The sequence below is a fragment of the Duganella rhizosphaerae genome, assembly GCF_040364205.1.
Taxonomy (GTDB): domain Bacteria; phylum Pseudomonadota; class Gammaproteobacteria; order Burkholderiales; family Burkholderiaceae_D; genus Rugamonas; species Rugamonas rhizosphaerae.
Genome location: NZ_BPWK01000034.1, coordinates 1 through 12391, shown reverse-complemented (window position 1 = coordinate 12391; position 12391 = coordinate 1). Strand labels below are relative to the sequence as shown.

General features: G+C 67.0%; 11 protein-coding genes. All 11 read right to left on the bottom strand.

Going from position 1 to position 12391, the window contains the following annotated elements:
* A partial coding sequence (locus RUGAMON1_RS32315; protein ID WP_445233884.1) for a sugar phosphate nucleotidyltransferase occupies positions 1-324 on the bottom strand: 324 nt, incomplete at its 3' end.
* Positions 325-453: 129 nt separating this feature from the next.
* Positions 454-1779: a methyltransferase domain-containing protein gene (locus tag RUGAMON1_RS32310; protein ID WP_445234369.1), complete on the bottom strand. Its 1326-nt coding sequence runs from the start codon at positions 1777-1779 to the stop codon at positions 454-456.
* A gap of 28 nt (positions 1780-1807) precedes the next feature.
* Complete coding sequence (locus tag RUGAMON1_RS32305; RefSeq protein WP_217946568.1) at positions 1808-2521, bottom strand: class I SAM-dependent methyltransferase; 714 nt, start codon at positions 2519-2521, stop codon at positions 1808-1810.
* Positions 2522-2558: 37 nt separating this feature from the next.
* Complete coding sequence (locus RUGAMON1_RS32300) at positions 2559-5348, bottom strand: O-linked N-acetylglucosamine transferase family protein (RefSeq protein ID WP_445234368.1); 2790 nt, start codon at positions 5346-5348, stop codon at positions 2559-2561.
* On the bottom strand, positions 5338-6411 hold the full coding sequence (locus tag RUGAMON1_RS32295) for an NAD-dependent epimerase/dehydratase family protein (protein ID WP_445234367.1): 1074 nt from the start codon (positions 6409-6411) through the stop codon (positions 5338-5340). Before RUGAMON1_RS32295 ends, RUGAMON1_RS32300 begins: the two co-directional genes overlap by 11 nt.
* Before the next feature lie 3 nt (positions 6412-6414).
* The gene (gene dmpG, locus RUGAMON1_RS32290) at positions 6415-7440 is read right to left on the bottom strand and encodes a 4-hydroxy-2-oxovalerate aldolase (protein ID WP_445234366.1); all 1026 of its coding nucleotides are present in this window, start codon (positions 7438-7440) and stop codon (positions 6415-6417) included.
* Positions 7433-8353 carry an acetaldehyde dehydrogenase (acetylating) gene (locus tag RUGAMON1_RS32285; protein ID WP_445234365.1) on the bottom strand — a complete coding sequence of 307 codons (921 nt, stop codon included), beginning with the start codon at positions 8351-8353 and terminating at the stop codon, positions 7433-7435. Before RUGAMON1_RS32285 ends, dmpG begins: the two co-directional genes overlap by 8 nt.
* On the bottom strand, positions 8350-9330 hold the full coding sequence (locus RUGAMON1_RS32280; protein WP_445234364.1) for an NAD-dependent epimerase/dehydratase family protein: 981 nt from the start codon (positions 9328-9330) through the stop codon (positions 8350-8352). Before RUGAMON1_RS32280 ends, RUGAMON1_RS32285 begins: the two co-directional genes overlap by 4 nt.
* Positions 9327-11117, bottom strand: coding sequence for a thiamine pyrophosphate-binding protein (locus RUGAMON1_RS32275; RefSeq protein WP_445234363.1), 1791 nt, complete (start codon positions 11115-11117; stop codon positions 9327-9329). The genes RUGAMON1_RS32280 and RUGAMON1_RS32275 overlap by 4 nt, the downstream gene beginning before the upstream one ends.
* Positions 11118-11130: 13 nt before the next feature.
* Positions 11131-11916 carry an HpcH/HpaI aldolase family protein gene (locus RUGAMON1_RS32270; RefSeq protein WP_445234362.1) on the bottom strand — a complete coding sequence of 262 codons (786 nt, stop codon included), beginning with the start codon at positions 11914-11916 and terminating at the stop codon, positions 11131-11133.
* Positions 11917-11919: 3 nt separating this feature from the next.
* On the bottom strand, positions 11920-12391 hold a 472-nt coding region (locus tag RUGAMON1_RS32265), incomplete at its 5' end, for a DegT/DnrJ/EryC1/StrS family aminotransferase (RefSeq protein WP_445234361.1).

Genomic DNA, 12391 nt, shown 5'->3' with positions numbered 1-12391 from the left:
GCCGCCGGTGAGGGTGTCGGCGCCGGTGTCGACCAGCGTGACCTTCCACGGTTCGGCGTGGCGTTCGTGCACTTCCATGCTGTTCTTCTGCAGGTCGAAGGTGACGTCCGAGGTGTGCAGGAAGTAGTTGGCGAAGAATTCCTTGATGACGTAGCCGCGGTAGCCGCAGCAGATGACGAAGTCATTGATGCCGTGCGCCGAGTAGCTCTTCAGGATATGCCACAGGATGGGCTTGCCGCCGACTTCGACCATCGGCTTCGGTTTGACAGTGGTTTCTTCGCTCAGCCTGGTGCCCAAGCCGCCTGCCAATATGACTGCTTTCATGCTGTCTCCGGGATAGTAAAAGGATGGTACGCAGACTGCATTATCAGGCACTGCCGTTGCATTTTAAACGAAAAGCAGAGTGCATTTGGCCTCTTAGATGGGCTTTTGGCACCGCAACGCAACAGCGCACTAGCGCGGAACGGCTTTGATCACGTAGGCCGCGGCCTGGGCGTCTTCCAGCGCCAGGGCCGGGTCGGCGCCGACGCTGGCCGCCAGCTGATGCAGGGCGGCGGTGAGCAGGGGATTTTCCATGCGTTCATGGATGACCGGGGCGCCCTGGACGATCTGGTAGCCGGCCTTCTGGAACAGCTCGAAGATGGTGCCGCGCGTGAACCAGCGCAGGTGAGCGCGGTCGAGTATGCCGTTGTCCTCGTAGCGGAAGTCGCCCAGGCAGAGCTTGGCCTGCACGCTCCAGTGCTGCAGGTTGGGGATCACCGCCACGATGCAGCTGTCGGCCTTCATGACCTTGCGGATGCGGGCCAGCAGCGTTTCCGGATGGACCAGGCGCTCCAGCGCCTTGTCCAGGATCCAGCAGTCAACGCCGGCCTGGTCGCGGAAGAAGTCGTCGCCCAGGTGGTCGACGTCGCGCTGCAGCACCAGGTCGCAGGCGCCCTTGTTCTCGCTGGGCGTCTCGGTGTGCAGCTCGACCGCCGTGTACAGGCAGGCGGGCGCCGCCTCCTTGACGTCGCGCGCCAGGAAGCCGTCGCCGGCGCCGATCTCCAGCACCCGCGCCGGCGCGGCCGGCATCAGCGATTTGATCAGCTGGCGCACGCTGGCCGCCTGCTGGCTGGCGCGTTGCCAGTCTTCCAGGTGGTAGCCGCCGGTGCGCTTGACCGTGCCCTGCCAGTCGTGGCGCAGGTAGTTGCGCGCGCCGGGCTGGGTGTTCAGGAAATCTTCCTTCAACCATGGCAGGTTCTGCACCAGCTGGTCCTGGCCGGCGCGGTGCAGCGCCACCATCGGCTCGGTCATCGGGGCGCCGTGCTTGGTCGGCATCGGCCAGGCCCGCAGCACCTCGATATTGACCAGCATGCAGGCCGGATGCAGGTAGCGCACCGCCCCTTGCTCATAGTCGACGTCGTAGCCGCCCTCGTTGACGTGGTTGACATAGCCGACGCCGTACATGCCCGGCTTCAGCTCGGCCGCCATGGCTTCCAGGAAGCCCGGATGCAGCACGAAGATGTCCGAATCGAGCACCAGCACCGGCCCCTGCAGCTCCAGGTTCTGGAACGCCCAGGCCATGCCGGGACCGTGGTGGATGTTGTAGTCGAAGTGGATGAAGCGCACGTTGTCATGGCGCGCGCAGACCGCTTCGATGGCGCGGTAGTGCTGCTCGCCCGAACCGTCGATGATGGTGACGGGATTGCTGTAATGCGCCCGGAACGAACTGAGTAAATCCTCGATCAATTCTGCGGAATTGTAGGAAACGGAAATGACGGGGATGTGCTTGACGTCCATGGGCTGCATTATCTGGTGGTTCTGAGGATTAACCGCGGTCGTAGACGGCTTGTTCGGCCGGCTCCAGCGGGAACGACGGCGTGCCTTTCATGCGCGCGTGCGGTTTTGGCACCGCGCGTTTTTCAAAGAACACCATGCTGTCGTAGTAGTGCACGGCGAAGCACGAACGGGTGAATTCGTTGGGCTGCAGGGCCGGATCGGGCGAATGCCAGGCGGTCAGCTGGTCCAGCAGCGACTTGGTGTATTCGATGAAGGTGCCCGGCTGGCGGTAGCCGCCGCCGAAGAAGCCCGGCCAGTAGCTGGTGTGGGTGTCTTCGCACAGGTAGACGCCGCCGTCCTTCAGGTGGAACCACAGTTCCTGGAAGGTGGTGATCTGCTGCGTCATGGTGTGGCCGCCGTCGTCGATGATGATGTCGAACTGCGGATGGTTGGCGACGATGCCGCGCAGCGAGTTGCGGTCTTCCTGGTCGCCGACGATGATCTCGATGCGTTCCTCGGCCAGTTCGGCGCAGCGCGGGTTGATGTCGACGCCGGTGATCTTGGCGCCCTCGCCGAAGTAGTGCTTCCACATCTGCAGCGAACCGCCGTGCAGCACGCCGAATTCCAGCATCGTCATGTCCTTGCCGCGGAACTGGTGGAAGTGGCGCTCGTAGATCTCGAAGTAGTGCATCCACTTGTGGATCATGCGGTGGTCATGATTTTCAAAGAAATCGATCAGGGTGCTGCCGTCGTTCTGCGTCATATAGCTCTCCTCTGTTGGGATTCGGTTGGCCGGCGGCTCAACCCTTGGTTAGCAGTATAGTGGTGGCCTGCTGCATCAGGGCGCTGATTTTTTCAATCGGATAGCTGGGCTCGACCTGCTCCCACACCGACGACAGGAACCAGATGCAATTGACCAGCTTGTTGGTCAGCATCTCGCGCACCTGCGTGCGGTTGCGCATGAACTTGCCATGCTGGTGGGCATCGCACAGCAGTTGCAGCCATTCGATGTTGGCCTGGATGCGGATCTTCTCGTTGCGCTGGTCCTGGCCGCCATGCAGGCGGAAGTAGCTCAGCGGTTCCGGCAGGTAGGCGCAGTCGCTGTTGGCCAGCACCGCCAGCCAGGTGGCCACGTCGGACAGCGTGGTGTACTGGCGGCCCAGGAACATGCCGAAATGGTCGGGCAGCTGGCTGCGGCGGAACAGCACGGTGGTCGGTTCGCCCATCAGGTTCTGGCCGTTGCTCAGGATCATGTCGCCCAGCGAGCTGCCGCCCACCGCCGTGGCGATCTCGAACATGCGCTCGGTGCCGTGGATCGGCGCCAGGTAGCGCCCTTCGGCGTCGATCAGCTGGCGGAACGAGGTCACCAGGCCGATGTTGGGCTGGCCCAGCATGCAGGCCATCATGCGCTCGATCTTTTCCGGATGGAACAGGTCGTCGTCCATCAGGTAGTTGACGTACTCGGCGCTGGAGTTGCGGTAGCAGTTGAGGAAGTTGTCCAGCGGGGCCAGGCCCGGCGAGCGCAGGTAGCGGATGTTGGCGTAGCGCGCCATGTAGGGCGCGAAGCGCTCGCGCGTCAGCTCGTCGGTGCTGTTGTCGCTGATGACGATTTCCAGGTTGCCCCAGGTCTGCGCCAGGATGCTTTGCAGCGCCAGTTCGGCGTAGTCGGGACGGTTGTGGGTCGGCATCAGGATCGACACCTTGGGCAGGCGCGTGTCGATCTGCGGCGGACGGGCGCCCTCGAACTGCGGCGCCTGCAGGCCGGCGTTGCCCTTCAGTGCGATCTGGGCGTAGCGCTCCTCCAGGTCGCGCACGAAGCGCTCGCTGTCGAACAGCGGGCAGCTCAGGCGCTGCTCGTGCAGCTGGCGCTTCAGGGCTTCCACCTGCGGGCGGTCGTGCGCCAGCGCCACCGCCAGGTCTTCGTACTCCTGCTGGGTGGTGGTGATCAGCTGCGGCATGTCGACCGCCTGCAGCAGGCTGCCGGCCATGCGCGACGAGAAGGTGCGGCCGGCGCAGGTCAGCACCGGCAGGCCGGCCCACAGCGCGTCGCTGGCGGTGGTGCCGCCGTTGAACGGCGCGGTGTCGAGGAACAGGTCGGCCACCTGGTAGCGCGCCAGGTAGTCGGCCGGCATCACGCGGCCGGCGAACACCAGGCGCTCGGCCGCCACCCCGGCCAGTTCGGCCTGGCGCGTCAGGTTGGTGCGCACCTCGGGGCTGTCGGCCACCATCCACAGCAGGCTGTTGTCGGTGCGCTTGAGGATGTTCATCCAGCTGTCGAACACCTCGGGGTTGAACTTGAAGTTGTTGTTGAAGGCGCAGAACACGAACGCGTCTTCCGGCAGATTGTTGGCCGCGCGCGTCGGTTTCGGGCCGATGACGCGCTGGCGGTCGTTGATCTGGAAGGTGCGCGGCATGTGCAGCGGCTTCTCGGTGAAGAACGGCTCCAGCTCGGGCGGCAGCACGAACGGATCGGCGATCACGTAGTCGATGAAGGGCATGCCGGTCGGGCCGGGCAGGCCGAGCCAGGTGATCTGCACCGGCGCCGGGCGGTAGGCCAGGATGTTGGGCCGCGCGCCCAGCGTCAGGCCGTGCAGGTCGACCAGGATGTCGATCTCGTGCGAGCGGATCAGGCGCGCCGCTTCCTCGTCGCTCATGCCGCCGATGCGGATGTGCTGGTCCATGCCGGCGATCACGCGGGCGCGGATCGGCGAGCCGTCCTCGTGGCTCCAGCAGAAGCCGAACACTTCGACCTTGCTGCGGTCGTGCAGGCCGTACAGCTCGGCCGTCAGGATCGACACCGCGTGCGAGCAGAAGTCCGACGACAGGTAGCCGATGCGCAGGCGCTCGTGGCCGTAGCCCTGCGGCCCGGTCAGCGGCTTGACGCTGGCGTTGACCTTTTCCTCGACATAGCGGCGCGAGGCGGCCAGCTGCTGGGCCGGATCGCCCGAGGCGCTGAGCATGGCCAGCGCCGAGGTGCCGGTCATCAGGTCCTCGACCGGAATGCCGCAGATGCTGGTGTTGTACACCGGCCATTTGCACTGCTTCTGGCGCAGGTGCACCCAGTGCGAGATGACGTTCTTCTGCTTCGGGTCGATCAGCAGGCTGCGCGTGAGCGCGTCCTCGGCGCCCGGGAAATCCTTCTGCAGCTCCAGCAGCCGGCCCAGGTTGTTGAGCGCCTGGATCACGTGCGGCTGGTCGGCCGGCAGTTGCGGATTGCTGTACTCGAGCAGCGCGCGCCAGCTGGCCAGCGCCTCGTCGGGACGGCGCTGGCGTTCCAGCAGCGTGCCCAGGTTCAGGTGGCCTTCGTTGAAGCGCGGATTCTGCGCCAGCGCCATGCGGTAGGCCGCCTCGGCCTCGGACAGCTCGCCGTTATCGCTGAGCATGACGGCCAGGTTGAACTGCACCGCGTACGCCAGCGGCGACTGGGTGTGGGCCAGCCAGGCGCGGTACAGCGCGATGCCCAGCGGGCGCTCGCCGGCGTCGACCAGGTTCTGGCCGGTCTGGAACAGTTCGATGATGGGCAGGCTGCCTTTTTGCGCCAGCGCCGTGGCGGCGCGGCCGGCGTCGATGACGGTTTTCTTAGTTTGCATGGGTTTGGATGTGTGGTGGCGCGGCGAACCAGCGGTAGGCTTTCTCTATCGCCTGTTCGAGTGGGCAGGTTTCGCTGACGCCGAGGCGGCGCACGGTGAAACTGACATCCGGGTACAGGTCGTCGTCCTTCTGCTGGCGGTTGGGCGCGGTGTTCAGCACCACCCGCGGCTTGGGCGAGACTTGCTCGCCGATCAGGCGCACCAGTTCATTGTGGGTGACCGGGGTGGCGCTGCCGAGGTTGTACACCTCGCCGTCCACGCCCTTGGCCAGCGCGGCCAGCGTCCACCAGGCGGCGTCGGCGCCGTACAGGTAGCTGCGGCGCGCACTGCCGTCGCCGTGGATGCGGATCTCGCTGCCGGTCAGCACGTCGCGCAGGAAGTTGTTGATGGCCCACGGGCGGTCCAGCTCCTGGTAGGCGCCGGTCAGCGTGAACGGACGCACCGTCGACACCGGCAGGCGGTACTGGCTGCGGTAGATCGCCGCCGTCATCTCTGCGGCGCGCTTGGCGTCGGCGTAGACGGTGTGCAGCAGGCCGGCCGGCAGCGGGAAGGCGTCGGCCTCCTTCAGCGGGCCGGGACGCTGCGGCGGGCCGGCCACCAGGCAGGAGCTGACGTTGACGAAGCGGCGCAGGCCGTCCAGCTGCGAGGCCGCTTCCAGCGCGTTGTTGATGCCGGACACGGTGGTCTGGAACACCCGCAGCGGATCGGAGGCGTGCACCCGGTTGTTGGGGATGCCGGCCGCGTGGATCACGTAGTTGGTGTTCTTGGCGAACTCGAACGAGGAGCGCACGTCCTGCGAGCGCACGCGGATGTCGAGCCGCGCCGCCAGGTGCGGATATTTCTGCTGCCATTCGGCGATGTTGCGCGCGTACAGGTCGAGCGTGATGCCCAGGTTGTACTGGTCGTTGAGCGCGGCCACCAGTTCGGCGATCCAGGTGCCGAGGAAGCCGGTGCCGCCGGTGACGGCGATGTGCTGGCGCGCCAGCGCGGCGCGCACGTCGGGCTGGGTGGCGCAGGCGGCCAGGGCATCCTGGCGCGTTTCTGCGAAGCGTGGGTCGGCCATGGTTTAACCTTTCAGTGCTGCTGCGTTTTTCTCGGCCAGGTCGCGCGCGACCTCGATGATCAGGCTTTCCTGTCCGGCCACGGCGTTGCGTTTGCCCAGGCCGAAGAAGATGTCGCGCGGATCGACCTGGTAGTCCTCGGCGGCGCGCGCCACCGGCTTGGCGAAGCCGGAGAACACGCCGGCCAGGCCGGAGACGATGGACAGCGGCGAGATCGACGGCGCCACCGGATTGAATTCCTTCTCGGCGATGTCGGCCGCGTCGAGGATCTTGTACAGGTCGATGCCGGTGTCGAAGCCGAGCCGCTCGAACACCGCCACCAGCACTTCGAGCTGGGTGTTGCCGGCGCCGGCGCCGAAGCCGCGGATGGTGCCGTCGATGATGCTGGCGCCGGCGTTGACGGCGGTCACCGAGTTGATCACCGCCATGCCCAGGTTGTTATGGCCGTGGAAGCCGACCGGGATATTCAGGCCGTTGACCAGGGTGTCGATGCGCTCCTTGACGTCGTCCGGGAAGTAGGCGCCGGCCGAGTCCATGATGACGATCGCCTCGGCGCCGTAGGATTCCATCTTCTTGGCCTCCTCCAGCAGCGTGGCCGGGGTCGCCATGTGGCTCATCATCAGCACGCCCCAGGCTTCCTTGCCGGCCGCGCGCACGTAGTGGATGTGGCGGTCGGTGATGTCGGCCTCGGTGCAGTGGGCGGCGACGCGGAACACGTCCACCCCCAGCTCGATGGCGCGCACCAGGTCTTTCTTGATGGTGCAGAAGCCGGGGATCACGTGGATGCCCAGGCGCGACTGCTTGAGGTGCTGGCGCGACACGGTCAGGATCTCGTCGTCGCTCAGCCGGCACTCGCCGACCAGCATCGAGGAGGCGCCCAGGCCGTTGCCGTGGCCCACTTCGATGATCGGCACGCGCGCCGCCTCGGCCGCCTTGCAGTAGGCGATGAAGGCTTCGCGGCTCAGTTGATGGCGCACGGCGTGGTTGCCGTCGCGCAGGGTCGGATCGCTGATCAGGATTTTCTTAGCCATGCTTGCGCTCCTCTTTGTGCTTGTCGTGCTTGCTGTGTCGGGCCACGGCGATCATTTCCGCCATGGCGATGGCGGCGCAGTTGATGATGTCCAGGTTGCCCGCGTACTGCGGCAGGTAGTCGCCGGCGCCGACCACCTTGATGGTGGTGACCACGCGCCCGCCCTCGATGGTCGGCGGCACCACCAGACCGTAGCCCGGCACGTAGGTCTTGAGCTGGGCCACCATGGCCTCGACCGAGGCGCGGATCGCCGGCAGGTCGGGGTTGGCGATCTTGGCGTAGATGGTGGTCTGCATGTCGATCGGCGGATTGGCCGGGTTCAGGATCAGGATCGCCTTGGCGCGGCGGGCGCCGGAGAAGCGCTGCAGCGCCTCCTCGGTGGTCTCGATGTATTCGTCCAGGTTGGCGCGGGTGGCCGGGCCGGCGCTGCGCGAGGCGATGCTGGAGGCCACCTCGACGTACTCGATGTCCGGATGCACCGCGCCGATGGCGGCGGCGATCGGGATCGACGACTGGCCGCCGCAGGTGATCATGTTGATGTTGCGGGTGCCGGTGTCCAGGCAGGCCTGGGCGTTGATGGCCGGGATGCAGAACTCGCCCAGCTTGGCCGGGGTCATGTCGATCACGGTCTTGCCCAGCTTGTCCAGCGCGGCCCAGTGGCCGATGTGGGCCTGGGCCGAGGTGGCGTCGAACACCACGTCGCAGATCGACGGATCGGCCAGGATGGCCTCGATGCCGCGGTCCGAGATCGGCACGCCCAGCTGGCTGGCGCGCTTCATGCCGGCCGAGTTGAAATTGCGGCCGGCGAACAGGGTGCAGGCCAGGTGCTTGGAGCGCATCACCTTGATCATCAGGTCGGTGCCGATATTGCCCGAGCCGATGATGGCGATGCGAAGTTTTGGGGGCTGGGTCATTGCGGGTCTCCTGATATGGGTTCCGGCTCGGGCCGCGGCCGGCCCAGGATGGCGGCGGCTTCGGTCAGTACGGTGTCGAGCGAGGAAGAGGCGGGCCGGTAGCCGAGCTCGGCCGCCTTGTGGTTGCGCGAATAATAGTGCGGCTTGGCGCCGGTGGCGTTGACGGCCGGCGCCGGGCCGGCCTCGGCGACGCGGTAGCGCAGGCCGAAGTGGCGCTGCATCGCCTGCAGCAGCTCGGCCTTGCCGATCGGGGCGCGGCTGTAGCAGTCCAGCGCCATGTTCTGCGGCGGCGCCTGCAGCACGCATTCGACCAGGCGGTGGAAGTCGGACGGATGCAGGAAGTCGCGCACCATCGGCGCCGGCGAGGTCTGCAGCTCGCTGCCGTCCTGGATGGCGCGCACGATGTCGGTGATGAAAAAGCGCGCGCCCAGGTCCTGCGTGCGGCTGAAGATATTGAACACCCGCAGGTCGACGATGGCGTGCTGCGGCAGCGCGCGGTGGCGGCACTCGGCGTGCAGCTTGGCGGCCGAATAGTATTCCTGCGGCGTCAGCGCGTTGATCGCGATCGAGGCGTGGGTATGCTGGTCGGCCGGTTCCAGGAAGGTGCTGCCGTAGGCCGCGCCGCTCGACAGGAAGATGTAGCGCCGTTGCGGATGCTCGCGCAGGCCGCGCAGCGCCAGCTCGTCGTACTCCAGCGTGAGGTCGAAAATGTCGCCGCCCATGGCCGCCGCGCGCAGCGGATCGCCGACGCCGACGAAGTTGATCACGGCGTCGTGATCGCGCTCGCCATACGCCGCGTAGGGCAGGCTGGCGTGGCGCCCGGCGTAGCCTTCGGCCTCGATCCAGGCCGCCACCCTGGCGGGATCGCGGCTATACAGCAGCAATTCGTGACGGCCCTCGGCCGCCATCGCGCGCGCGAGGTCGGAGGCGATCTGGCTGGTCGCGCCGAGGATGGCGATGCGCAGGGCGGCGCTCATAAGGCCAGCGCCTGCTGCATTTCGCGCGCCAGCACGTCCTCGGGCAGGCGCGGCACCATGTCGTGCATCGGCGTCGACACCATGCGGCCGTCGGGCAGGCGCTTGGAGGAGACCGACGGCAGGATGCGCTGGTCGCGCATGCCGACGATCTCGCAGAACACCGGACCGTCCATCGCCAGCACGGTGGCGATGGTGGCCGCCAGCTCGTCCTCGCGTTCGCAGCGCACGAACGGCAGCTGGTAGCTGTCGGCCAGCGAGCGCATCGAGGGGATGAACACGCCGCTGGTGGCGTCGGCGCCGACCAGCAGGCCGCCGAAGAATTCACGCTGCGTGTTGCGCATCGAGACATAGCCGTCGTTGTTGATGACGAACAGCTTGACGTTGGGGTGGTACATGCGCATCGTCGCCAGCTCGTGCACATTGGTCATCAGCGAACCGTCGCCGGTCAGGCAGATCACCGGGCGCGGCGGCGAGACGAAGGCGGCGCCGTTGGCCGCCGGCAGCGCGTAGCCCATGGCGCCGAGCGAACCGGAAGAGAAGAAGCGCTGTCCCTGTTTCAGGCGCAGCGCCTGGCCGGTGACGTAGAAGGCCGAGCCGGCGTCCGACACCACGCAGGCGTCGTCCGGCAGCGCCTGCGACAGCGCTTCGGCCACGTGGTAGAAGTTCAGGCCGTCGTCGGCGCGCTGGTGCGGCTCCAGCCGCACCGCGTAGCGCGCCTTCCAGCTGGCGCAGCAGGCGCGCCAGGCGTCGCCGCCGTGCGGCTCGGCCTGCGGCAGCAGCGCGGCGCAGAATTCGGCGACGCCGGCGACGATCTTCAGGCCGACGCCCAGTTGCTCGCGCGCCAGCACCGCCGGGTCGAGGTCGACCTGCACCTTCATCGCGTCCGGCGCGAACAGCTGGTTCTCCCAGCCCACGGTCTGTCCGTGCAGGCTGGCGCCGACGCTGATCACCAAGTCGGCCGTCTGCACCGCCAGGTTGCCCGGACGATCGCCCTTCGGCCCGGAATGGCCGACGAACAGCGGATGGTCGTAGTACAGCGTGTCCTTGCCCAGCTGGGTGGTGATCACCGGCACCTGCAGCGCCTCGGCCAGCGCGCGGAACGCCGCCACCGCGTGGCCCGCGCGCACGCCGGCGCCGGCCAGCAACAGCGGGCGGCGCGACTGCCGCAGCAGGGTGCGCAGCTGCGCCAGCGCGGCGGCGTCGACGTCGGCCGGGGCGGCTTCCGGCAGGTAGCCGGCCAGCTGCTCCGGATCGACCAGCGCGCCCTGCACGTCGAGCGGAATGTCGATCAGCACCGGTCCCGGGCGGCCGCTGGCGGCCAGGTACATCGCCTTTTCCAGGTGGTAGCGCACGCTTTGCGGATCGGTCAGCATGTGGCAATACTTGGTCACCGACTGCATGATGGGCACGATGTCGACCTCGAAGGTGCCGAACTGGCGCAGGCCTTCGATGCCCGACAGCGCGATGGTCTGGCTGCTCTTGCTCTGGCCGGTGATGTACAGCGTCGGCGCGCTGTCCTGCCAGGCGCCGACCACGCCGGTCAGGATGTTGGTGGCGCCCGGGCCGGCGGTGGCGAAGCACACGCCGAGCTCGCCGCTCAGGCGCGCGTAGCCGTCCGCCGCCATGGCCGAAGCCTGCTCATGGTGGTTGCACACATAGCGCATGCCTTCGCAGCGGCCGACGGCGTCGACCAGGTGCATCATGCCGCCGCCGTTGAGCATGAAGACGGTGTCGACGCCCGCTTCGCGCAGCCGTTGGACGATGTAGTCTGCGACACGGATTTTCATTGCTTACCCTCTTTCAGTCTGTAGCGTTCTTGGCCTGGCGGAAGGCGTCCACCGCGCCGCCGATGGCCTGGCGGATCACGAAGGTATCGACGCCGTACACCAGGAAATTGGCGCCGGCCGCGAGCGCGGCGGCGATGTCGTCGGCGCTGCGCACCATGACGCCGGCGGCCTTGCCGGCGGCGCGGATGGTGCGCACCGAGTCGGCGACGATGTGCGCGAGGCGCGGGTCGGCGGTGTTGCCGTTGTAGCCCAGCGCCACCGACAGGTCGTACACGCCCATGTAGACGACGTCGAGCTCGGGCAGGGCGCAGATCGCGTCCAGCTCGTCGAGCGAGGCCTGGTTTTCGACGATCACGCAGCTCAGCCCGAAGGTGTTGGCCAGCTTGCCGCCGCTGTTGCTGGACGGGTTGGCATAGCCGCCGGCGCGGGTGAACGGGTTGTAGCCGCGCGTGCCCTGCGGCGCGAACTTGGTCATCCTGACCGCCGCATCGACCTGCGCCGCGCCGGACACCTGGGGCACGACGATGCCGTGCGCGCCCTGGTCCAGCGCCCATTGGACCGCCGAGGCGTTCATGCCCGGCACGCGTACCAGCGGCGCGGCGCCGCCGGCCTCGCAGGCGCGCACGCAGCGTTCCAGCGCCTCGACGCCGTAGATGCCGTGCTCCATGTCCAGGATGACGAAATCGAGGCCGGCCATGGCCATGATTTCAACCACCGTGGACGAGGACACGATGGACCAGATGCCCATCACGGCTTCGCCGGCGGCCAGCTTGGCCTTGATCGGATTGTGCAATTCCATCGTTTAGAAGTTCACGCCGAAGAAGGTTTCCAGCTTGTCGACCGCGAAGTCCAGCATCTCGCGGGTCAGGCCGGGGAACACGCCGATCCAGAAGGTGTCGTTCATCACGCGGTCGGTGTTGGTCAGCTCGCCGGAGACGCGGTAGTTACGGCCGATCATGTAGGGCTGGCGCGTCAGGTTGCCGGCGAACAGCAGGCGGGTGCCGATCTTGTGTTCGTCCAGGTAGGTCAGCAGGTCCACCCGCGATACATTGGCTTCCGGCTTCAAGGTCATCGGGAAGCCGAACCACGACGGGTCCGAATGCTCGGTCGCTTCCGGCAGGATCAGGAACTCGGCGCACGACTGCAGCCGCTCTTTCAGGTAGGCGAAGTTGTCCTTGCGGGCCTGGATGAAGCCGGGCGCGCGGTCGATCTGGGCCAGGCCGCAGGCGGCCTGCATGTCGGTGATCTTCAGGTTGTAGCCCAGGTGGCTGTAG